This is a genomic window from Pseudomonas sp. ABFPK (genome assembly GCF_001586765.1).
GTDB lineage: Bacteria > Pseudomonadota > Gammaproteobacteria > Pseudomonadales > Pseudomonadaceae > Aquipseudomonas > Aquipseudomonas asiatica.
In genome coordinates this window covers 99324-120008 of sequence record NZ_LQXW01000007.1, presented here as the reverse complement: position 1 = coordinate 120008, position 20685 = coordinate 99324, and the positions used below count along the sequence as shown (strand labels likewise).

At 63.3% G+C, this 20685-nt stretch carries 22 protein-coding genes; 8 read left to right on the top strand and 14 right to left on the bottom strand.

Features of this window, described 5'->3' with window-relative positions:
* Positions 1-120 precede the first annotated feature (120 nt).
* Positions 121-675, top strand: coding sequence for a helix-turn-helix domain-containing protein (locus tag WM94_RS06915; RefSeq protein ID WP_013972152.1), 555 nt, complete (start codon positions 121-123; stop codon positions 673-675).
* Positions 676-701: 26 nt separating this feature from the next.
* On the opposite strand, the gene WM94_RS06910 is transcribed toward WM94_RS06915, so the two are convergent.
* Positions 702-1472, bottom strand: a complete 771-nt coding sequence (locus WM94_RS06910; protein ID WP_061550785.1) for an SDR family NAD(P)-dependent oxidoreductase — start codon at positions 1470-1472, stop codon at positions 702-704.
* A gap of 158 nt (positions 1473-1630) precedes the next feature.
* On the opposite strand from WM94_RS06910, the gene WM94_RS06905 reads away from it, so the two are divergent.
* From WM94_RS06905 to WM94_RS28815, 3 genes are read left to right on the top strand one after another with little or no spacing between them, the layout of a single operon-like run.
* Complete coding sequence (locus tag WM94_RS06905) at positions 1631-2152, top strand: chalcone isomerase family protein (RefSeq protein WP_061550800.1); 522 nt, start codon at positions 1631-1633, stop codon at positions 2150-2152.
* Between the two features lie 43 nt (positions 2153-2195).
* Positions 2196-3722, top strand: coding sequence for a cryptochrome/photolyase family protein (locus tag WM94_RS06900; RefSeq protein ID WP_061550784.1), 1527 nt, complete (start codon positions 2196-2198; stop codon positions 3720-3722).
* Positions 3719-3901, top strand: coding sequence for a DUF2256 domain-containing protein (locus WM94_RS28815; RefSeq protein ID WP_082810517.1), 183 nt, complete (start codon positions 3719-3721; stop codon positions 3899-3901). The genes WM94_RS06900 and WM94_RS28815 overlap by 4 nt, the downstream gene beginning before the upstream one ends.
* Here WM94_RS28815 and WM94_RS06895 read toward each other — a convergent pair.
* From WM94_RS06895 to WM94_RS06865, 7 genes are all read right to left on the bottom strand, one after another.
* Positions 3839-4327: a DUF2878 domain-containing protein gene (locus tag WM94_RS06895; protein WP_061550783.1), complete on the bottom strand. Its 489-nt coding sequence runs from the start codon at positions 4325-4327 to the stop codon at positions 3839-3841. The two genes, WM94_RS28815 and WM94_RS06895, sit on opposite strands and share 63 nt — an antisense overlap.
* Entirely contained in the window at positions 4327-5589 is a 1263-nt protein-coding gene (locus WM94_RS06890) for a cyclopropane-fatty-acyl-phospholipid synthase family protein (protein ID WP_061550782.1), read from the bottom strand. Before WM94_RS06890 ends, WM94_RS06895 begins: the two co-directional genes overlap by 1 nt.
* Positions 5564-6373 (bottom strand): DUF1365 domain-containing protein, encoded by an 810-nt coding sequence (locus tag WM94_RS06885; protein ID WP_061550781.1) that lies wholly within the window; start codon positions 6371-6373, stop codon positions 5564-5566. Before WM94_RS06885 ends, WM94_RS06890 begins: the two co-directional genes overlap by 26 nt.
* On the bottom strand, positions 6370-7617 hold the full coding sequence (locus WM94_RS06880) for an NAD(P)/FAD-dependent oxidoreductase (protein ID WP_013972159.1): 1248 nt from the start codon (positions 7615-7617) through the stop codon (positions 6370-6372). The genes WM94_RS06885 and WM94_RS06880 overlap by 4 nt, the downstream gene beginning before the upstream one ends.
* Before the next feature lie 6 nt (positions 7618-7623).
* Entirely contained in the window at positions 7624-8376 is a 753-nt protein-coding gene (locus WM94_RS06875) for an SDR family oxidoreductase (RefSeq protein ID WP_013972160.1), read from the bottom strand.
* The gene (locus WM94_RS06870; protein ID WP_015270038.1) at positions 8373-8795 is read right to left on the bottom strand and encodes a nuclear transport factor 2 family protein; all 423 of its coding nucleotides are present in this window, start codon (positions 8793-8795) and stop codon (positions 8373-8375) included. The genes WM94_RS06875 and WM94_RS06870 overlap by 4 nt, the downstream gene beginning before the upstream one ends.
* Before the next feature lie 102 nt (positions 8796-8897).
* Positions 8898-9344 (bottom strand): PAS domain S-box protein, encoded by a 447-nt coding sequence (locus WM94_RS06865; protein WP_003257626.1) that lies wholly within the window; start codon positions 9342-9344, stop codon positions 8898-8900.
* A 154-nt stretch (positions 9345-9498) separates the two neighbouring features.
* Between WM94_RS06865 and WM94_RS06860 the strand changes: the two genes are divergently transcribed.
* The 4 genes from WM94_RS06860 to WM94_RS06845 all read left to right on the top strand — a co-directional run bounded on the left by WM94_RS06860 (position 9499) and on the right by WM94_RS06845 (position 15085).
* Positions 9499-10386 carry a MerR family transcriptional regulator gene (locus tag WM94_RS06860; RefSeq protein ID WP_061550780.1) on the top strand — a complete coding sequence of 296 codons (888 nt, stop codon included), beginning with the start codon at positions 9499-9501 and terminating at the stop codon, positions 10384-10386.
* A gap of 217 nt (positions 10387-10603) precedes the next feature.
* The gene (locus WM94_RS06855; protein WP_003257627.1) at positions 10604-11788 is read left to right on the top strand and encodes a porin; all 1185 of its coding nucleotides are present in this window, start codon (positions 10604-10606) and stop codon (positions 11786-11788) included.
* Between the two features lie 269 nt (positions 11789-12057).
* Positions 12058-13221 carry a nitric oxide-sensing protein NosP gene (nosP, locus tag WM94_RS06850; RefSeq protein ID WP_061550779.1) on the top strand — a complete coding sequence of 388 codons (1164 nt, stop codon included), beginning with the start codon at positions 12058-12060 and terminating at the stop codon, positions 13219-13221.
* Positions 13190-15085, top strand: coding sequence for a NahK/ErcS family hybrid sensor histidine kinase/response regulator (locus tag WM94_RS06845; protein ID WP_061550778.1), 1896 nt, complete (start codon positions 13190-13192; stop codon positions 15083-15085). The genes nosP and WM94_RS06845 overlap by 32 nt, the downstream gene beginning before the upstream one ends.
* A 171-nt stretch (positions 15086-15256) precedes the next feature.
* Here the strand turns inward: WM94_RS06845 and WM94_RS06840 are convergent, their stop codons facing one another.
* From WM94_RS06840 to WM94_RS06815, 6 genes are all read right to left on the bottom strand, one after another.
* Complete coding sequence (locus tag WM94_RS06840) at positions 15257-15922, bottom strand: response regulator transcription factor (protein ID WP_013972165.1); 666 nt, start codon at positions 15920-15922, stop codon at positions 15257-15259.
* Between the two features lie 57 nt (positions 15923-15979).
* Positions 15980-16540 carry a PQQ-dependent catabolism-associated CXXCW motif protein gene (locus WM94_RS06835; RefSeq protein ID WP_061550777.1) on the bottom strand — a complete coding sequence of 187 codons (561 nt, stop codon included), beginning with the start codon at positions 16538-16540 and terminating at the stop codon, positions 15980-15982.
* A gap of 291 nt (positions 16541-16831) precedes the next feature.
* A complete protein-coding gene (locus WM94_RS06830) occupies positions 16832-17623 on the bottom strand; it encodes an ABC transporter permease (protein ID WP_013972167.1) in 792 nt (263 codons plus the stop codon).
* The gene (locus WM94_RS06825; protein ID WP_013972168.1) at positions 17620-18360 is read right to left on the bottom strand and encodes an ABC transporter ATP-binding protein; all 741 of its coding nucleotides are present in this window, start codon (positions 18358-18360) and stop codon (positions 17620-17622) included. Before WM94_RS06825 ends, WM94_RS06830 begins: the two co-directional genes overlap by 4 nt.
* Positions 18357-19346, bottom strand: a complete 990-nt coding sequence (locus tag WM94_RS06820) for a YVTN family beta-propeller repeat protein (protein WP_061550776.1) — start codon at positions 19344-19346, stop codon at positions 18357-18359. Before WM94_RS06820 ends, WM94_RS06825 begins: the two co-directional genes overlap by 4 nt.
* Positions 19347-19377: 31 nt before the next feature.
* Positions 19378-20571, bottom strand: a complete 1194-nt coding sequence (locus WM94_RS06815; protein ID WP_061550775.1) for an ABC transporter substrate-binding protein — start codon at positions 20569-20571, stop codon at positions 19378-19380.
* Positions 20572-20685 lie beyond the last annotated feature (114 nt).

The following is a 20685-nucleotide window of genomic DNA, read 5'->3' as shown; positions in this document are numbered from 1 at the left end:
AGAAAGTCGCAGGCATATCGTCGCCGGCATCTTGCAATGCCGCGAAGCATCTTGCTTTGTGAAATGAATCATGTACTTTTCAGGGCATCAATTTTCCCATCCGAAAGTCGCGATTCAACCATGAAAGTGCACGAAGAGATCGAAGGCCTGGCCGTACTGATTCGCGACCTGCGCAAGTTCAAGGGCCTGACACTGGGCGAACTGGCGCAGCGCATCGGCCGTTCGGTGGGCTTTCTGTCCCAGGTCGAACGGGGCGTATCCCGCCCAACCGTGGCCGACCTGACGGCTATCAGCGAAGAGCTCGGCGTTTCCACGGCCTATTTCTACAAGCTGGACCAGCCCCGCGAGCTCGACTGGGTAACCCGCCCTCACGAGCGTCGTACCCTTCACCTGGCCGGTGGCATCACCGATGTGCTGGCATCCCCCACGATAACGGGCGCGTTCTCCATGCTCGACAGCCACCTGGAGCCGGGGGCCAGCAGTGGCGAGGAGTACCTGGATGACAGCTCGGAGCAGGGCTGCTTCGTGCTCGAAGGCGAACTGACCGTCTGGCTGGATGGCGGCGAGCCGGTAACGCTGCGCGCCAATGACAGTTTTCAGCTGCAACCCCACGCGAGCTTTCGTTACGCCAACCTGACAGACAAGCTCACCCGCGTGCTCTGGGTATTCAGCTGAGAGGGGAATCCAGGCTGGCTCTGGAGTCACCAGGCAATCGGTGTCCCGTCCCACGCCCAGAATGTACCGCTCTGTTCCGGGCCGTGTCGGCTCACCAGCGCTAGAATGCATGTCGCTGCAAACGCCGGCGAGAACAGTTTTCCTGGCGCCACATTGCCCTGAAAGGGTTGGGAAAGGCGGGTGTCGGTAGTCCCGGGATGCAGCAACAGTACCGTGGAAGCGGGGTTCAGTCGCTTGAGCTCGATGCTCGCGGTACGCAGAAGCTGGTTGAGCGCGGCCTTGCTGGCGCGATAGCTGTACCACCCGCCAAGATGATTGTCGCTGATCGACCCGACCCGCGCCGACAGCGCCACATAGGTCATCGGTTGCTGTCGCAACAAGGGCAGCAAGTGCCTGAGCAGCAGGACAGGGGCGAAACAGTTGGTCGTGAAGCTGGCCAGCAGCCCCGCCATATCTACCTGTGTCAGCGCTTTTTCGGCCCGTGCGGGTGGCGCTTGCAGCACGCCAAGCGTGCAAAATACCAGGTTCAAGTGGTTGCAGCAGGCTCCCACCCGCGCCGCCAGTGTTTGCAGTGCCACTTCGGAACACGCGTCGCAGTCGATGCGAACCAACTGTCGTGGGTGCTCGGCGAACAAAGCATCCAGCGCAGGGCTGCTGGTGGCATGTCGCGAGACGGCAAACACCCGTCCGATGTCGTCGCGCGCCAGCAGCTGGGTGCACAGTGCAAGGCCGATCCCCTGGCTGGCTCCGCAGACCAGCACGTTGGCGGGGGAATGAAGGTCATTGATAAGGCTCACTGAACTGCCTCCTTTGCCGGCGCCGACGCTGGTATGCCACTGTCACTGGCTCTGCCGAAACAAGGCCCTGAGACCCGCAAGTAAAAGTTGTACAACCTCATAAAAAACTGTACATAGTTTCTAATATTGTACAGGTATTTCACGTGCTCGAGGTCAGTATGGGGCACACAACTCGTTGGGCCTGGCTTTGCCTGCTATTGACTGCCCTGTCGGAGGCGGCGGACTGGCGAGCGGAGCTGCCGGCAGCGCAACGGCTGGGCGTCGGTGAGTTCAGCTGGTTTGGCTTGCGCCTTTACACCGCACAGCTATGGGCGGCCGGTCCGGTCCAGGACTGGAGCCGGCCTTTTGCCCTTGAGCTGGCCTATCACCGAAGCCTGTCCAGGGACACGCTGGTACACGCCAGCCTCGAGGAAATGTACCGCCTGGCACCTGAAAACGTGACGCCGCAGCGGCGCGCGGCGTGGTCCCAAGCCATGCAGCAGGCGTTTGTGGATGTACAGCCAGGCATGCGCATCACCGGCTTGTACATGCCGGGGCAGGGCTGCCGCTTCTACGTCGATGGCAAACTCAGCCGGGCGGTCGCCGACCCCGTTTTTGCACGGGCGTTCTTCGCCATCTGGCTCGATCCGCGGGCCAGGGATCAACAACTGCGTCAGCGTCTGCTGGGGGGGATGCCATGAATCTGCATAGCGGTAACGCTGACAAGCCAGGGGTAGCCTGAAGATGCGCCTGGGTCTGGTACTGGGTGACCAGCTGTCCTTCGACCTGGCAAGCCTCAACGCCCTCGATCCTGCCCGCGATGCTGTGCTGATGGCGGAAGTGGAAGGGGAGGCCAGGTACGTGCCGCATCATCCGCTGAAGATCGTCCTGATCTTCAGCGCCATGCGGCACTTCGCACTGGCACTGCGCGAGCGCGGTTGGCAGGTGCATTATGTGCAACTCGATGATGACGGCAACAGCGGAACCATCGTTGGCGAGTTGCGGCGCTGGCAGCAGGCCCTGGGAGCCACGCATATTCACCTGACCGAGTGCGGAGAGTGGCGCCTGGAGCAGGCGTTGCGCGATGCCGCACTGCCGCTTGTGTGGCATCGCGACACGCGGTTTCTATGCTCTCGCGAAGCTTTCGCGCGCTGGGCCCGGGAGCGCGGCCAACTGCGCATGGAGCACTTCTACCGTGGCATGCGCAAGCGTACCGGCCTGCTGCTGGAGCCTGACGGCAGCCCGGCAGGTGGAACCTGGAATCTCGATGGCGACAACCGCAAGGCCTTGCCTCGCCAGCTACGTGGCCCCTTTGCCGCACATTTCGCACAGGACGACATCACAGCTGCAGTAATAGCCCTGGTACGGCAACGCTTCAGCGACCACTACGGAGCCATCGACGGTTTCGACTACCCGGTGACCCATGCCGAGGCACGGCAGCTCTGGCAACACTTTCTGGATTTCGGCCTGGCGGCTTTCGGTGACTACCAGGATGCGATGGCCGAGGGCGAGCCGTACCTGTTCCATGCGCGCATCAGTGCAGCACTCAACATCGGGCTTCTCGATGTGCGTTTTCTATGCGAAGGGGTCGACAAGGCCTGGCGCGAGGGGCGAGTACCGCTCAATGCAGCAGAGGGCTTCATCCGCCAGCTGATCGGCTGGCGTGAGTATGTACGCGGCATCTATTGGCTGCGCATGCCGGAGTATGCCGCGCTCAATTACCTGGGTAACGAGCGAGCGTTGCCGGAATTCTACTGGACCGGTCGCACCCGCATGCGCTGCATGGAGCAGGCCATCGGGCAGACCCTTCGCCTGGGTTACGCTCACCATATCCAGCGCCTGATGGTCACCGGCAACTTCGCCTTGTTGGCCGGTATCGCGCCCACCGCAATCTGTGAGTGGTACCTGGCTGTCTACATGGATGCCTTCGACTGGGTCGAACTGCCCAACACGCTTGGTATGGTGATGTACGCCGACGGCGGCTACCTGGGCTCCAAGCCTTACTGCGCCAGCGGTCGCTACATCCAGCGCATGTCCGATCATTGCAAGGCCTGCAGTTACAGGGTTGACCAGGTGGCCGAGGAGGACGCCTGCCCGTTCAATGCCCTGTACTGGCATTTTCTCATCCGTCATCGCCACCTGCTTTCGGCCAACCCGCGTCTGGCGCTGGTCTATCGAAACCTCGATGGCATGTCAGCTGACCGTCGCGATGCCATCTGGCAGCGTGGCCAGTCACTTTTGGCGCGACTCGATGCGGCGCAGCCGATATGAAAAAGGGTCTTTTGCCCAGCAAGGTCTGCGTGGTGTGTGGGCGGCCGTTCAACTGGCGCAAGCGCTGGTCACGTTGCTGGGAGCAGGTGCGCTACTGCTCCGAACGATGCCGCAAGTCAGCACCGCACCGCAAGGCGCACGAGCAGGGGGAGGGTAACGGCCCATATCGGCATCAGTAACAGGCCGGTTACCACTGGGCCCATGGGCAAGTCGACATTTGCCAGCCCCGCTCCGCCTACATAGGCCAGCGGGCCGCCAACTGCACCCAGCAGTGCACCGAGCTGCCAGTGCCTGTCGGCCCATGCCAGGCTATGGCGCATGCCGCTGGCCAGTACCAGCCACAACAGCGCAAGCCACAGCGGCAATGGCCAGGTGTCGAAGCTGAACACGCCCAGCGCGCCCAGCACGCTATCCAGCACACACCCGACCGGCGTTACCCGCAACAGCGCCTTGACCTCTGCGTGGACGGCCGGGCACAGGCTCAGATGCACCGCCAGGCCAGCAATCACCAGCATCGACAGGAAGGGCTTTTCGGCCCCCAGTACGCATAGCCACCAGCCAGCCTGTAGCCACAAGGCATTGGCGAGCAGCCAGCCACGGCTCATCAGGCGCTGCCAGGCAAGGGCGCGCGCCGTGCCTGGGGCGCTGCCCAGAGCAGATGCGCGACACCGATGGTGCGCTCCTCGAAACCGCCTTGGCAGTAACACAGGTAGAACTCCCACAGGCGCTGGAACATGTCGTCGTAGCCAAGGTCCGTCAACGCTGCGCGTGCCTGGCGCAGGTTTTCTCGCCAATGCCGCAATGTGTGGGCATAGTCCTGGCCGAAATCTTCCATGTGCAAGAGGTTGAGTGCGGTGTGCCGGCTGGCAGTTTCCAGCATCACGCTCAACGAAGGCAGTGCGCCACCGGGGAAGATGTAGCGCTGGATGAAATCGACCGACCGCCGCGCCTGCTCATAGCGCTGGTCACGTATGGTGATCGCTTGCAACAGCATCAGGCCGTCGGCCTTGAGTAGCGAGGCGCACTGGCGGAAATACACCGGCAGGTAACGGTGGCCGACAGCCTCGATCATCTCGATCGAGACCAGTTTGTCGAAGGTGCCTTGAAGATCGCGGTAGTCTTCGCGAAGCACTTTCACGCGCTGCTCCAGCCCCAGGGCCTGAACGCGTTGCAGGGTATGGCTGTACTGCGCCTCGGAAAGCGTGGTGGTGGTGACCTTGCAGCCATATCGGGTGGCGGCGTGGATTGCCAGGCTGCCCCACCCGCAGCCGATCTCCAGCAGGTGGTCGGCAGGGCTCAGCTCCAGCTTCTGGCAGATGCGCTCCAGCTTGTGCAGCTGTGCTTGCTCCAGTGTCTGCCCCGGGTGTTCGAACTGAGCTGCCGAATACATCATGGTGGGGTCGAGCAGCCGCTCGAACAGGGCATTGCCCAGATCGTAGTGCGCCAGAATATTGCGGCGGGCACCGCGCCTGTTGTTGCGGTTGAGTTTGTGCTGCAACCGCAGGGCAGGGCGGCCGAAGCGGGCCAGGCCCCCCTCGAGCGTGTCAAGTACCTCAAGGTTTGCGACGAACAGACGAGTCACCAGCGCCAGGTCGGGACTGCGCCAATAGCCGTGAATGTAGGCTTCGCCAGCACCGATCGAGCCATTGCCGGCTATCAGGCCCCAGGTGATGTCATCAAGGATCTCCACCTCGGCCTGCAACGGGCTGTGGGCGTCACCGAAACTCCACTGCTGCCCGTGGCTGAGCAGGCGCAGGTGGCCATGGCGCAGCCTGCCCAGCCGGGCGAGCACGGCATTTCGTGCCAGCCCGCCGAACAATGGCCCGAGGCCTGCGAACTTGCTAACGCTCAGGGTGGGGTTCGACATCATCAGGGTCCTCGCAGGAATGGCCGAGCGCCAGGTCACGCTGGCTGGCCGTGTGGTCATGGACGGGTGTGCGTTTGAACAGCAGGCGCAATGCCTGCCAGTAAATGGCCGAGACGGTGCGCAGGCTCATCCATGGGAAGGCCAGTACGTATCGGTGCACAGCGGCTCTATCCAGCGCCTGGCGTTGCAAGGCCAGGTCGGCCTCGAACACCTTGCTATCGCCTTGCCAGTTCTCCATGTGGATGCGCACATGTTCAGCGTCCAGGGCGAAGCGCAAGCGATAGTCCATGTGCAGTGGCATGAACGGCGACACATGGAAGGCCTTGGCGACGCTGAAGGGCCCGGCAAGGTTTCCGCGCACAGGCAACACGTAATGGAAGCGTTCACGCCATGGTGTGTTTCGCACCTCCAGCAGGATTGCCGTCAGCCGCCCGTCGCGGTCATGGCAGAAATAGAAACTGACCGGGTTGAACGACAGCCCCCAGCAACGCAATTGCGTGAGCAGGTGCACCGGCCCCTCAGGCATTTCTCCCGTCGCGCTGCGCACCAGCAAGCGTGCAGCCTGGGCCAGGGGCTCGCCCCGGCGGGTCTGGGCTGGCAGGTAATCTGCCTGGTTCCAGCTCAGCGGCGCCAGGCGCCAGCGCCACAGCCAGCGTGACAGGCCTGTCAGCAAGGCTTGCTCGTCCAGGTCCAGGTAGAACATGCCGATCCTGTAGCGGAAGGCGTGGGGGCGCGGCGCCAGGCGCCGGTGGCTGACCCAGCCCACGCAAAGGCTGCTGTTCACAGGTGCTCTCCGAAATGCGCGGCCACCTTCAACGCACTGACTACGCCATCCTCGTGAAAGCCGTTGCCCCAGTAGGCGCCGCAGAAGTAACTGTGGCGCTGGCCCTGCAGCTGCGCCTGGCGCGCCTGCGCGGCGCACGCCGCAAGGCTGTATTGCGGATGGTCGTACTGGAAGCGGGCAATGATCTGCGCCGGATCCACCAGCGCGGTCTGGTTGAGGCTCACGCAGAAGGTCGTCGGTGCCTGGATACCTTGCAGAATGTTCATGTTGTAGGTCAGCGCGGCAGGCGCCTGCTGCGGCCCGCCGAGACGGTAGTTCCAGCTGGCCCAGGCGCGCTTGCGGCGGGGTAGCAGACGGGTATCGGTGTGCAGCACCACATCGTTGCTGGCATAACCGATGGCGCCGAGCACTTCCCGTTCCTGCACGCTCGGCGCTTCGAGCAAAGCCAGGGCCTGGTCGCTGTGGCAGGCGAACACCACATTGTCGAAACGCTCGGTACCGGCAGCGCTCGTCAGGGTGACGCCACCTTCGTCGCGGCTGACCCGGAAAACCTTGCAGTCGAGGCGGATGCGCCCGGCAAACGGCCGGCACAGCGGACTGACATAGCTGCGCGAACCCCCTTCGATCACGCGCCACTGTGGACGTTGGTTGACCGACAACAAGCCGTGGTTGCGACAGAACCGCACAAAGAACGCAAGTGGGAAGCCGAGCATGTCCGCGCGGGACATCGACCAGATCGCCGACCCCATCGGTACGATGTAATGGTCGATGAAGCGCTGTCCATAGCGCTGAGCCCGGAGGTAGGCGCCCAGGGTCGCGTTGGCATCGATACGCTGGTTATCCAGGTCAGCGAGCGCCTGACGATTGAAACGCAGAATATCCCGTAGCATCCCCCAGAACCCCGGGGACACCAGGTTGCGGCGTTGGGCGAACAGGGTATTCAGGTCGTGCCCGTTGTATTCCAGGCCAGTGACCGGATCATGCACGGAGAAGCTCATTTCGGTCGGCCGTGAGGCGACCTTCAGGTGGTCGAGCAAGCGGATGAAGTGCGGGTAGGTCCAGTCATTGAAGACGATGAAGCCGGTATCTATTGCATGGCGTTCACCCTGCCAGATCACATCGAGGGTATGCGTGTGGCCCCCGATCCATTTCTCGGCTTCGAAAACCGTCACCTCATGCTTGCGTGACAGCAGATGAGCGCAGGATAGCCCTGCAATGCCGCTGCCGATGATTGCTATACGCATGGATCATCATTCCTGTTCATGACGGGCAAGGCGTTGCCCAAGCCCCAGGCGCAGGCGCGCGGGCAGTGCGCCAAGCAGGCGCAATACCAGGATGAAAAGCCGGGGGAAGTTGATTTCCAGCGGGCGCTCGGGAAGGCGTTTGGCAATATGGCTGGCTGCGCGCTGCGCCGACCACAGCTGCGGCATGGGGAAATCGTTGCGACGGGTCAATGGCGTGTCGACAAAGCCCGGGTTGACGAGGGTGACGGCGATGCCTTCGCGGGCCAGGTCGATGCGCTGCGATTCCACCAGATAACGCACGGCTGCCTTGGACGCGCCATAGGCGCCGGCACGGGGCAAGGCCAGCCAGGTCACCGAACTGCCCATGACCACCAGATGAGGGCGTTGACCGGCGCGAAGCAAGGGCAGGGCCGCTGCCAGGCAGTAGCTGACAGCAAGGAAATTGGTACGGACCACACGCTCGACCAAGGCAGGGTCGAAATGGTCCGGCTCCAGGTACTCGCAGGTGCCTGCATTGAGGATCACCCTGTCCAGCGCTCCCCAGGCCTGCTCGATACGGGTTGCGATCCCGGCGACCTGTACGGGGTCGTCCAGGTCGCCAATGGCCAGCAGCACCTGCCCGGGAAAACGTTCAGCCAATGGGGCGAGACGATCTGCATGTCGTGCGCCCAAGGCAACCTGGTGGCCTTGCTCCAGCAGGCATTGTGCAAGTGCGGCACCGATACCGCTGCTTGCGCCTGTCAGCCAGCAGCGGCTCATGCCATCCGGCCTTTGAGCCATCGAATCGCACCGCCCATGACCGGAACATGTTCGTAGAGCAGGGCTGCTGCGTCGAAATAGTCCTGGTGAAAATGGACCCGGTCATGCCATTGCAGGTAACTGCATCCCTGCAAGCTGATCTGCTGACCGCGGGCCAGGCGTGGGTGGCGAAACTGCAGGGTCCAGCGCAGGTAACCTTGCCCGGGCATCACTTCGTCGATGCTGGAAAAGGCATAGCGAATGTCGTGAGCGTTGGCGTACAACTGCGCGAAATAGGTTCGCAGAGCCCGCAGCCCCTGGATCTGATGCAACGGATCGCGAAAAGTGACATCGTCGCTGTACAGCTTTTCAAGGGTGCCGAGGTTGCCCCCGTCGAGTCTGCTGAAGTGCTCGGCGAATTGCTGCAGATACGCTGACATGCTGGACTCCAGGAAATCCTGTACAGAAATGGCTTGTTGTACAGGTATATCTGAAGTCTAAGCGTAAATCTATACAAGTCAACGATCTTGTATAGGTTTTGTTCAGCGCTCAGCCTGGCCCAGTTGTCGGCGCAATTCAGCCACCTCGGCCTCCAGCTCGCGTAGCTTTTCCTCAGCGAAAATCTGCGCTGTGACATCGCGCTGGATGCCGATGTAGTAGGTCAACTGGTCCGCCTCGTTGTACACCGGCGTGACGGACAACTCGTTCCAGAACAAGCTCCCGTCCTTGCGGTAATTGCGCAGCACCTGGCAGCACGGCAGGCCTCCACGGATCGCCTCGCGGATGTTGGCAAGGCCGGCCTGGTCATGATCGTCGCCCTGCAGAAAACGGCAGTCCTGATACAGGATGTCCTCGGCGCGATAGCCGGTCAGGCGCTCGAAGGCGGGGTTGACGTAGATAAGGATGCTGTCGTCGCCCTCCTGCTCTGCGACGACGATGCCATCGTTGGAATGCTCGACCATCAGTTGCATGAGTTTCGCGTTGATCATGGGGCCCACCTACAGGCATTTAGGATGCGAAGTGCGCAGCCTGGCCTGCGTGCAGAAGGCCTCGGCGCCGTTTGTTGCATGATGACCCAAGGAGGCTCGCCGCAGAAGGTGCATATGGGTTTAGAATATGCCACCCCCCAGATAAACCCTCATCATGACTGACGCCACCCCAGCCGATTTGCTACCCATGCGCGATGTGGTCAGCCTGACCGGCATCAATCCGGTGACCTTGCGGGCATGGGAGCGGCGCCATGGGTTGATAAGCCCGCAGCGCACCGAGGGTGGCCATCGCCTTTATACCGCCCGCGATGTCCAGCGCATACGCGACATCTTGCACTGGACCGGCAATGGGGTGCCCATCAGCAAGGTAGGCGGCATGCTCGCAGGCCAGCCGGATGCGCCGGTGCAGCAGCACTCGGCGTTCGACGACTGGCGCTCTGCCGTGGAGCGTGCAACCAAGGCATTCGATACACAAGCGCTGGAAAGCATCCATGGGCAGTTGTTCACCGTCCTGCCCAAGGCCACCGTGCTGCGTGAGGTGCTGATGCCGGTCTGGCATGGCCTGGCCTCAGGCATTGCGCCGGGCCAGCGTAGCCAATGGCTGTTTCTGGACATGTTCCTGCGCGCCCGCCTGCTGATGCGCCTGCAGATGAACCAGGCCGATGCACCGCGCGTGCTGCTGGCCGGCACCGAGGGGCAAGCCGAACTGCAGGTGTTGTGCACCGGGCTGCTGTTGAGCAGCGAGCAGCAACGCATCGAAGTGCTCGGTTGCGGGCAGCCGCTGGAAGAAATACCCATGCTGTGTGCAGCAATGCAGCCCGCAGCAGTGGTGATCAAGGTCCAGGTGCCGGTGGACCCTGCCTTGGCCAGGCGGCTGCGTTCGCTGCAAATGGCAATCGTTTGTCCGCTGGCCTTGATTGGCGAGGGATTGGCCGATTTACAACCAGCCTGGCAAGGCCTCCCGCTGTGTCTGCTGGACGAGCAGCGCGCTGACGTCGCACCCATGCTGAACGCCTTGCTCAGTGGTGCCCTGGACCTTTGACAGGGGCCCGCTGTAGTCTGCCGTACTGATCCTCGCCTGCTCCTGTGGGTTACGCCAGAAGTCTTGCCTCTGGGCGTAACCCGGTCCTGGGCCGGAATCATCACGCCGCGCGCGCAGGCCCAAAGCACCTGGCAGCCCCCTCCAAGGCAGCGTTTCTGGCTGTTTGCCAGCTTCTGATAATCGCCTCCGACATCCCGTCCCCGTTTCGGAGCGCGCCATGTACAACAATAAGAATCTGTCCCCACGTTTGCTGGCGGCTGTTACCGTCAGCCTGTCGACCCTTTGCCTGAGCAGCCTGGCCCAGGCCGAGATCATGCTGTACGACAAGGACCAGACGACGTTTTCCACCGACGGCTATATCAACGCCTTCTACGTCAACAGCGATGTCGATCGGCAGGGTGAGCAGTTCGATCGCCGCCAGTCACGGGTGAAGATGGGCTTTCTGCCCAACTACCTGGGCTTCAACATGGGCAAGCAGGTGGATGACCTGAAGCTCGGCGCGCGAGCCTCGTTCTGGGTGACCATCAACGACAGCGAAACCAACGGCACCGACACCGCCATCGACGTGCGCCAGTTCTACGGCACCGTGGCCAACCCCGAGTGGGGTGAGGTGCTGATTGGCAAGGACTTCGGGCTGTTCGCCCGTTCCAATATCCTGCTCGACGAACTGCTGGCCGGTTATGGCCAGGTCAGTGACACCCTGGGGCTGGTTGACGGCGGCGGGGTCTCGTTCGGCAACATCGGTAGCGGCTACCCGTACCCGTTCCCTACCTCGCAGATCACCTATCGCACCCCAGTGATGGACGGCCTGCGGGTGGCGGTGGGCATCATGGACCCGGTGGACACCAACGACAGCAGCCCGACCGGCAAGGCCTACCAGGAAAACCCGCGTACCGAAAGCGAGATCACCTACCAGTTCGACCTGGGTGGGGCGCAGATCTACAGCTGGCTAAACGGCAGCTACCAGACCTCCGACAACACCGACCCGGCGGTGCAGTCGGTCACCTCCAAAGGTGTCGGCTACGGTGTGCAGGCGAAGATGGGGGGGCTGTCGCTGACCGGCTCGGGGTTCCAGGCCAAGGGCATCAACCCGTTCTTCACCAACAACGCTGGCGAACCGACCTTGCGCAATGTCGACAGCGACGGCTACCTGCTGCAGGGCTCCTACAAGGTCGGCAAGAACCGGGTGGCGCTGTCGTATGGCAAGACCAAGGACGATGGCAACGGCGCGGTGGGCAGCGGTGCGGACTATGAAACCCGTGGCGTGGCGCTGTTCCATGACGTCAACGACAACCTCAAGCTGGTTGCCGAGTACAACCAGTTCTCCATCGACGGCCATGAAACCAGTGACCAGAACGAAGACACCGATACCTTTGCGGTGGGGGCGGTGTTGACCTGGTAAGCCTTGCCAGGCCGGGCAACACGGTCAATTGTAGGAGCGGCCTTGTGTCGCGAAAGGGCCGCAAAGCGGCCCCAGGATTTCAGCAGCGATGCACAAATTGCTGGGGCTGCTTTGCAGCCCTTTCGCGACACAAGGCCGCTCCTACATGGTCCCGCGCATGCCGGTGAAATTACGTCCATGGAACCGCCCACCCGCTACCCAAGTAGCATTCGTCCTCGATGATCGCCTTCGTACACTCATCACTCAGCCACCCCGCGCCGGAGACCACGATGCAGCAGGCTCACAACGACGGTGTGGTCAGCGCCATGTCCCAGGCAACCGACGCCCGGCAGGCAGCCCAGGAGCTGGCGGCGCAGTTGCTGCACCCGCACCTGGGCTTCGTGCTGTTCTTCTGCTCCGCCGAATACGACCTGCAGGCCCTGGGCGAAGCCCTGGAGCAGGGCTTTGGCGGCATCCGCCTGGTCGGTTGCACCAGCGCCGGGGAAATCACCCCGCAGGGCTATGGCCGCAACTGCATAACGGCAGTGGGGTTCGATCATCGGCACTTTTCCATCGCCACCGAGCTGATCGACGAAATGGAGCGCTTCAGCCTGATCGACGCCCAGCAGATGGTCGAGCGCCTGGTCGGCACCTGCCGCAGCAATAACTTGGCGCCGATCAAGGGCCACAGCTTTGCCCTGACCCTGCTCGACGGCTTGTCCAGCCGTGAGGAAATGGTGCTCGCCGCCCTCAGTGCGGCCCTGGGCGATATCCCGCATTTTGGCGGCTCGGCCGGCGACGACAACTACCTGACCCGCACCCACGTGTATTTCGGCGGCGCGTTCCACCACGGCGCGGCGGTGGTGGTGCTGGTCAATACCTGGCTCGACTTCGAAGTGTTCACCACCCACCACATCCTGCCGCGCCAGGAAAAGCTGGTGGTCACCGGCGCCGACAGTGCCCAGCGCCGGGTCTTCGAACTGAATGCCGAGCCAGCTGCCGAGGAATACGCCCGGCACATCGGCGTGCCGGTGGCCGAGCTCGATCATCGTGTGTTCGCTGCCCATCCGCTGGCCGTGCGCATCCACGACCAGTATTACGTGCGGGCGATACAGCAGGTGCACCCGGACCTGAGCCTGAGTTTCTACTGCGCTGTGGAAAACGGCATCGTGCTTACCGCCATGACCCCGGGCCCGCTGTTGCCAAACCTGCACCAGTTGTTCGACGGCTTGCAGCAGCGCCTCGGCCCGCTGCTGCTGACCATCGGTTGCGATTGCTTCCTGCGGCGGCTGGAGCTGGAAGCCCGGGACGGGCTGGAAGCGGTCGGTGCGTTCCTGCGCGAGCAGTGGGTGATCGGCTTCAACACCTACGGAGAACAGTTCGATGGCATGCACATCAACCAGACCTTCACCGGAGTCGCCATTGCCCGCAACCGGCCTCCTGTCGGTCGCTGAACTGCAGGCCGAGGTCGCCCGGCTGCAGCACCAGAACCACAAGCTGCAGCGTATCAACGGCGCCCTGATCGAGCGTATCGAGTCCGGCGTCACGCGTGGCAACGACCCTTATGCCGCGTTCCAGCATTCGGTGGTGCTGGCCGAGCAGGTGCGCGAACGCACCGAAGCGCTGAACCAGGCCATGGCCGAGCTCAAGGCCGTCAACCACCTGCTCAGCGAGGCCCGGCAGCGGGCCGAGACGGCACACCAGCACCAGATTCGCCTGATCACCGACCATGTGCCGGCGCTGATCGCTTACCTGAATGCCGACCTGGTCTACGAATTCACCAACAAGGTCTATGAAGAATGGTATTGCTGGCCTCGCGGCGTGATGCTGGGCCAGAGCCTGCGCGAAGCCCACAGCGAGCAGCATTACCAGCGCCTGGAGGCCTACGTGGCGCGGGCGCTGGCGGGGGAGAGCGTAACCTTCGAATTTGCCGAAACCAACATCAACGGCCAGGAACGCTACATGCTGCGCTCCTACGTGCCGAACCGCCTGGCCAATGGCGAAGTGGTGGGCATCTTCGTGTTGATCCGCGACATCACCGAGCGCCGTAATACCGCACAGGCGCTGCACCAGGCGTATCAGCACCTGGAGCAACGGGTACGCGAGCGCACGGCCGAGCTGACCAGCCTCAACGAGCAGCTGCTGCGCGAAATCGAGGAGCGCAGCCGGGTGGAATCGCGCCTGCGCGAGGCCAAGCGCGAGGCCGAGCAGGCCAACCTGTCGAAAACCAAGTTCCTTGCCGCCGTCAGCCATGACTTGCTGCAGCCACTGAACGCGGCGCGGCTGTTCACCAGCGCCTTGCTCGAACACCGCGAGCCGCACAACAGTGCTCACCTGGTGCGTAATGTCAGCAACTCGCTGGAGGATGTGGAGAACCTGCTAGGTACCCTGGTGGATATTTCCAAGCTCGATGCTGGCGTGATCAAGGCCGATGTCGCCCCGTTCGCCCTGCGCGAACTGATGGACAACCTCGCTGCCGAATACGCCCAGGTGGCGCGCAGCGAAGGGCTTGAACTGCATTTCGTGGGCTGTTCCGCCGTGGTGCGCAGTGACATCCAGCTGCTGGCGCGGATCCTGCGCAACCTGCTCAGCAATGCCATTCGCTATACCCGCAGTGGGCGCGTGGTGCTGGGCTGCCGGCGCCAGCGTGGCGGCTTGCGGATCGAAGTATGGGACAGCGGGATCGGTATCGCCGAAGAGCACCTGGAAGAAATGTTCCAGGAGTTCAGGCGCGGTGATGTGCAGCGTCCGGACCAGGACCGTGGCTTGGGCCTGGGCCTGGCGATCGTGGAAAAGATCGCCGGCATTCTTGGCCACCGGATTCGGGTGCGGTCATGGCTTGGCAAAGGCTCGGTATTCGCGGTCGAAGTGCCGCTGAGCACCACCGCGCCCAAGGCCCAGCCGAGCCAGGCAATCAGCGAGCCGATGCTCGAACGCGTGCGCGGGGCGCGGGTGTGGGTACTGGATAACGATGCGGCGATTTGCGCCGGCATGCGTACCCTGCTGGAGGGGTGGGGCTGCCGGGTGGTCACCGCGCTGTCGGAGGAAGACCTTGCGCGCCAGGTGGACAACTACCATGCCGAGGCCGACCTGCTGATCGCCGACTACCACCTGGACAACGACTGCAATGGCGTCGACGCCGTGGCGCGGATCAATGCCCGCCGTACCCAGCCCTTGCCGGCGATGATGATCACCGCCAACTACAGCAACGAGCTCAAGCAACAGATCCGCGAGCAGGGCCACACCCTGATGCACAAGCCGGTGCGGCCGATGAAGCTTAAGGCGGCGATGAGCCATTTGCTGGGCAGCCAGGGCTAGCCGTGATGCCAGACAATCGGACCCAAAGGCTGCTCAGTACCTGTAGGAGCAGCCTTGCGCTGCGAAGAGTCCATTACTGCTAGAGAAGATTTTTGCCTTGCCGGCCTCTTCGCAGCACAAGGCTGCTCCTACAGGGCAATGAGGTAGCCTTGGAAAATGAGCAGGGACAGATCAACGCCGCAGGTAATCACCGAAATCGATATCACCGGCACTGAGGATGGCCTGCACCCGGTTGTGCACGTTGAGCTTGCGCAGGATCGCCGAAACGTGGGCCTTGACCGTGGTCTCGGCGATATCCAGGGTGTAGGCGATCTGTTTGTTCGACTCGCCCTTGGTCATACGCTCGAGCACCAGCAGCTGCTTGCGGGTCAGGGCCTGGAGCATCTCCGGCGGGAAGCTCGGGGCATCGTTCAGGCGCCGGCTGGTGCTGCTTTTCTGGGCTCGGATGATGTCGGGCGGCAGGTAGACATTGCCGTTGAGGATCTGCTCGATCGCTTCGATCATTTGTGAACGTGGCGAGGACTTGGTGATGAAGCCCACCGCGCCATAAGTGATGGCCTGCAGCACGATCTGCTTTTCCTGCTCGGCCGAGACGATCACCACCGGCGTCGTCGGTGCCTCGTTGCGCAGGGTGATCAGGCCATTGAGGCCATGCATGCCGGGCATGTTCAGGTCGAGCAGGATCAGGTCGAGGTCGTCATGTTCGTGGGTCAGCGCCAGGGCGCTGTCCAGGTCGGCAGTTTCCATGACTTCGCTGCCCTGGAAGCCATCGCTGATAACGTTGTGGATGGCTTCGCGAAACAGGGGGTGATCGTCGGCAATCAGAATTTTGTACATGGCCTTTTCACCTCGTTTTTATTGGATGGAGCGGGCACGCGTTTGCAGGCGATGAATTCAGGGGAAGGGTTCCGGCTGCGCTGGCTGCAGCGGCAGGTTGGCCTGTTGCCAGGCGTCCAGGCCATCGCGGTACCAATACAGATTCTTATAGCCCAGGGCTTTCGCGCGTTTTACCGCGTTCCAGCTTAACCAGCAATCGGAGCGACAGTAAAAGACCAGCGGTTGCTCCGTGCGCCCGGCGGTGGCTTGTTGCAGGTTGCGCACGAAGTAATCGTGCCACGCCGGGCTCAGCTCGCCGTCGCCGGTGTTGGCCAGCCAGCGGCTGCCGGGGATGTTGGCGTGGGGTTCATCTTCGATGAAGCGGCCTTGCAGCCATTGGCGGCGATACACGTCGATCAGCACCGGCTTGGGGGTGTGCCCCAGCAGGCCTTGCAGCATGGCGGTGTCGATGACCTGGCCGCCCTCGACCTGCTGTGGGGTCGGGCTGCGGTAGAGGGTGGTGCGGTAGCCGTCGGCAGAGAATAGCGGCGTGGTATCGGCCTGGGCAGCGCCTAGCGTCAGGCTCAGGGAAAGCGCCGCCAGCAATGGGCGTGGCAGCCGGGGCAGGGCACGTGGCATGGGGGTTGTCCTTTTTGTTATAGGCCCATTACATGCCAGTGGCGGTGCATTGTGAATGCGACGATCAGACAGCAAAGGCAGTACCAAAGTAGTAGAAAGCCGGGCGCCTCTGGCCTGATCCTGCCCAATATCTGAATGCATGCGCGATCCCTTGGGAGCGGGTTTACCCGCGAACACCGGCGAAGCCGGTGCCATGCACCGCGTCGCCTTCTTCGCGGGTGAACCCGCTCCCACACGGACCGTGTTCCTTCAACGGGTTCGGCGAAGGGGCCGGAGGGAGTCAGCTGCCAATCAGCGCGGCTTGCGCAGCGCCGCATGCTGGGGGTTGAAGGTAAGGATCGCCAGCAAGGTGAACAGCACGGTCAGCCCCAGGCATACCGCCAGCGCCAGCGGGTTGAAGCGCTCATACAAGGCAAAGCGCACCAGCTCCACGGCATGGGTGAACGGGTTCACTGCACACAGCCAGTACAGCCACTGGCTGGCCTCGCGCATCTTCCACAACGGGTACAGCGCCGAGGACAGGAAGAACAGCGGGAATATCACGAAGTTCATCACCCCGGCAAAGTTCTCCAGCTGGCGAATCGCATTCGATAGCAACAGGCCCAGGGCGCTGAGCATCAGCGCCACCAGCAACAACGCCGGCAGCGCCAGCAACAGGCCCGCAGCCGGTGGCTGCACGCCATACAACCAGGCGATGGCAAGGAAGGCGTACACCTGCAGCAGGGAGATCAACGAGGTCGCCAGCAGCTTGCTGCCGAGCAGGAAGGGCCGCGGCAACGGGCTGGTCAGCAACACGCGCATGCTGCCCATCTCCCGGTCATAGACCATCGACAGCGAGCCCTGCATGCCGTTGAACAGCAGGATCATGCAGGCGAGGCCCGGAATGATGTACACCTCGTAGGGGATGTAGGTGTCGTAGGGCTCGATGATCGCAATGCCCAGGGCCGCGCGAAAGCCGGCGGCGAACACCAGCAGCCACAGCAGCGGGCGCACCAGGGCGCTGAGAAAACGGGTGCGTTGCAGGACGAAACGCAGGCATTCGCGCAGGAGAATGCCGTTGAAGCACTGCCAGTAAGCGTTCATCGGGCATTGGCTCCTGTGGGGGCGCTGGTCAGGCGGGCAAAGGCATGGTCGAGGTCACCGCCGTGCTCCAGGCTCAGGGCATCGGCCGTGCCGCTGGCCACCAGGCGCCCTTGATGCAGGATCAGCAGGTCATCGCTGGGCTGCACTTCGTCCAGCAGATGGGTGGTCCACAGCACACTGAGGCGCTGCTCGCGGCACAGCAGCCGCAGGTGCTGGTTGAGCGCCAGGCGGCTGGCCGGGTCGAGGCCGACGCTGGCCTCGTCGAGCAACAGCAAACGCGGCTCATGCAGCAGCGCGCGGGCAATCTCCACCCGGCGCCGATGGCCGATGTTCAGCGCCCGGACCGGTTCGCGCCGCCGCTCATCGAGGCCCTGGCGGGCCAACTCGGCATCGACCCGAACATTGCCCTGGCGCCGCGACAGGCCGTGCAGCGAGGCGTGGTAGCGCAGGTTCTGCTCCACGCTCAGGTCCAGGTCGAGGGTGCTTTGCTGGAACACCACGCCCAGCTGGCGCAAGGCCGGGCGTGTGGCGTTGCGCAGCGAGCAGCCGCACACGCGGATGTCGCCATGCTGCAGGTCGTACAAGCGGGTGAGCAGGGCGATCAAGGTCGACTTGCCGGCGCCATTGGGGCCCAGCAAGGCGGCAAAGCGCCCGGGCGCCAGGCTGAAGCCGACTTGCCTGAGCGCCTCGCGCTGGCCGTAGGCAAAGCTCACGTCACTGACTTCGAGGGTATTCATGGCGTCACCACCACGCCCCAGGGGTAGCGGCCGACCTTCACCGACTTGAGCACCTTGAGGTTTTTTGCATCGATCACCGAAACGTCGCCACTGACCCCGTTGGTGGCCAGCAACTGGCTCTGGTCCGGGGTGAACGCCAATTGCCAGACCCGCCGGCCCACCAGCAGGTAGTCGAGTACTTCGTAGGTCTTGGCATCGACAACCGCCACATGGTTGGCCGGGCCCAGGGCGACGAACGCGTACTTGCCATCGGCGCTGAGCTTGATGCCTACCGGCTGGACCTTGTCCGGGTGCACGCCCTTGATCTGGAAGTTCAGGGTTTTCAGCACCTGGCGGCTGGCCACGTCGAGGATGGTCACCGTGCCGCCGATTTCTGCCGAGGCCCACAGCCGCGAGCCGTCCTGGCTGAACTCGACGAAGCGCGGCCGCTGGTCCACCGGGGTGCTTTCCGCCAGCGTCTGGGTGCTGGTGTCGATCCAGTGCAGCATGTTGGTGGTTTCGCTGGTGTTGACTGCCCATTTGCCATCCGGGCTCACCGCCATGCCTTCGGGCTCGATGCCGACGTCGATCTGCCCGAGCACCTTGTCGGTCTGGGTATCGATTACCGTCACCAGCGCGTCGTCCTCGTTGGACACATACAACCAGCGGTCGTTGGGGTGCAGGGCGAACTGCTCGGGGTCCTTGCCGGAGGGCAGTTCCTTGATGATCTTGCGGGTGGCCACATCCATCACTTGCACCCGGTCCGAATCGCTGGCGCAGATGTACAGCAGCGTGTTGTCGTGGGACAGCAGCAGGCCGCGCGGGCGCTGGCCCACTGGCAGGGTCTCGGTGACTTGCAGGGTCTGCATGTCGATCAGGCTGATGCTGTTGTCCTTCTCGTTCGATACCCAGGCGGTGGCGGCCACGACGTGCCCGCTGGCAAGGGCCAGGGCGCCCGACAGCAGGCTGGGGTAAAGCAGTGCCCGGTGAAAAGGGAAGCGACGCATGGCGAAATCCTTTTTTGTTGTGGTTATCGGGTCAGGGGTAGCCGCAGGTCACTTCGGGCCTGTCGTAGCCCAGGCTGTCCATTTCGTTGAACGGGTGCAGGAAGCCCTCCTGCGGCGAGGTACTGACCAGGGCCCGCGGCTGCACCAGCGGGATCGGCTGGCGCAGCTCGCCGTTCCACGGGCGGTAGCTGAGCTTGCGGCCCTTGAAGCCGTCCAGCGGCAACTGCTCGCTGAGCAGCAGTTGCTGCAGGGCGCGGGGCTCGGCCTGGCGCAGTTTGCTCACTGCGCTGGCGACGCTGCGCACGGCCATCCAGGCGGCGAAGTCGCGGTCGTTCATCCAGCGCCCGGCCTGGGCTTCGAAGCGCTTTTGCAACTGCGCCGCGCCGAAGGTTTCAACGGTCTTGTGCCAGCCGGTGGGGGTCAGGCCCTGGGTGCCGGCTACCGGCCGCGGATACCAGGTCTGGTAAGGCAGGTACTCGCCGAAGTCGCCGCGTTCGTCAGCCACCAGCACCACGTCGTACTCGGCGGTTTGGGTGAACAGCGGCATGTCGGCCTGGGCGCTGCGGCGCTGGTCGTTGGCGAATGTCCAGGCTTTCTCCGCGACCAGCTGCATGCCGAAGCGCTTCATGGCGCGGCGCAGGGCCGCCGCATAGGCCCGGTCATCGTCGGTCTGGCCGACGACCAACAGCGCCCGTTGCCATTTGCGCATTACCAGGAACTGCGCCAGGGCATCGGCCAGCATGGCGCGGCTGGGCAGGCTGTGCAGCACATTGCCCAGGCACTGGCTGCTGCGCAGGCTGTCGTCCGGGCTGCCGGCGTTGAACAGCAGGCTGTCGGGCAGGGCGGCAGATAGCGCGCGCAGGCTGGCGGCGGGGGCATTTACCACGAACAGCCGCAGGCCCTGGTCATGCTGGGCCTTGGCAGCCTGCAGCAGGGCTTCGGGGCTTTCGACCGTGGCATTGGCCAGATGGAATTCCTGTTTGAGAAAACGCCCGCTGCTGTTGCTGTCGACAATCGCCAGTTCGGCGCCCTGCAGCCCGGCATCGGTGGGTTCGGGAATGATGTTGGACAGCAGCGGGCCGGGATCGGGGCGATAGCCGAGATAGCCGATGCGCACTTGCAACGGTTCCCCGCCCGGGGCCTGCGCGGCGGGTGCCGGGCTTGCAGAAAGCGTCGCGGCCAGGGCCAGCAGGCAGGTCATGGCAAGGTGGGCAGGCAGGCGCATAAGGCAACTCCACGGCAGATGGCGCCAGCATAGGAAGCGCGCCGGGAGGGGGGAATATGCAGAAAGTAGCGCTCGCCCGGTACCAAGGTAGTAATTCACCACATGGGCGCGGGT

Bases quoted from the DNA above. Each gene is read 5' to 3' on its own strand.
- WM94_RS06835 (WP_061550777.1), bottom strand. From the start codon at position 16,540: ATGCCACGTGCCCTGCCCCGGCTGCCACGCCCATTGCTGGCGGCGCTT.
- WM94_RS06855 (WP_003257627.1), top strand. From the start codon at position 10,604: ATGTACAACAATAAGAATCTGTCCCCACGTTTGCTGGCGGCTGTTACC.
- WM94_RS06880 (WP_013972159.1), bottom strand. From the start codon at position 7,617: ATGCGTATAGCAATCATCGGCAGCGGCATTGCAGGGCTATCCTGCGCT.
- WM94_RS28815 (WP_082810517.1), top strand. From the start codon at position 3,719: ATGAAAAAGGGTCTTTTGCCCAGCAAGGTCTGCGTGGTGTGTGGGCGG.
- WM94_RS06820 (WP_061550776.1), bottom strand. From the start codon at position 19,346: ATGCGTCGCTTCCCTTTTCACCGGGCACTGCTTTACCCCAGCCTGCTG.
- WM94_RS06870 (WP_015270038.1), bottom strand. From the start codon at position 8,795: ATGTCAGCGTATCTGCAGCAATTCGCCGAGCACTTCAGCAGACTCGAC.
- WM94_RS06900 (WP_061550784.1), top strand. From the start codon at position 2,196: ATGCGCCTGGGTCTGGTACTGGGTGACCAGCTGTCCTTCGACCTGGCA.
- WM94_RS06905 (WP_061550800.1), top strand. From the start codon at position 1,631: ATGGGGCACACAACTCGTTGGGCCTGGCTTTGCCTGCTATTGACTGCC.
- WM94_RS06890 (WP_061550782.1), bottom strand. From the start codon at position 5,589: ATGTCGAACCCCACCCTGAGCGTTAGCAAGTTCGCAGGCCTCGGGCCA.
- nosP (WP_061550779.1), top strand. From the start codon at position 12,058: ATGCAGCAGGCTCACAACGACGGTGTGGTCAGCGCCATGTCCCAGGCA.
- WM94_RS06840 (WP_013972165.1), bottom strand. From the start codon at position 15,922: ATGTACAAAATTCTGATTGCCGACGATCACCCCCTGTTTCGCGAAGCC.
- WM94_RS06875 (WP_013972160.1), bottom strand. From the start codon at position 8,376: ATGAGCCGCTGCTGGCTGACAGGCGCAAGCAGCGGTATCGGTGCCGCA.
- WM94_RS06830 (WP_013972167.1), bottom strand. From the start codon at position 17,623: ATGAACGCTTACTGGCAGTGCTTCAACGGCATTCTCCTGCGCGAATGC.
- WM94_RS06815 (WP_061550775.1), bottom strand. From the start codon at position 20,571: ATGCGCCTGCCTGCCCACCTTGCCATGACCTGCCTGCTGGCCCTGGCC.
- WM94_RS06915 (WP_013972152.1), top strand. From the start codon at position 121: ATGAAAGTGCACGAAGAGATCGAAGGCCTGGCCGTACTGATTCGCGAC.
- WM94_RS06860 (WP_061550780.1), top strand. From the start codon at position 9,499: ATGACTGACGCCACCCCAGCCGATTTGCTACCCATGCGCGATGTGGTC.
- WM94_RS06895 (WP_061550783.1), bottom strand. From the start codon at position 4,327: ATGAGCCGTGGCTGGCTGCTCGCCAATGCCTTGTGGCTACAGGCTGGC.
- WM94_RS06865 (WP_003257626.1), bottom strand. From the start codon at position 9,344: ATGATCAACGCGAAACTCATGCAACTGATGGTCGAGCATTCCAACGAT.
- WM94_RS06825 (WP_013972168.1), bottom strand. From the start codon at position 18,360: ATGAATACCCTCGAAGTCAGTGACGTGAGCTTTGCCTACGGCCAGCGC.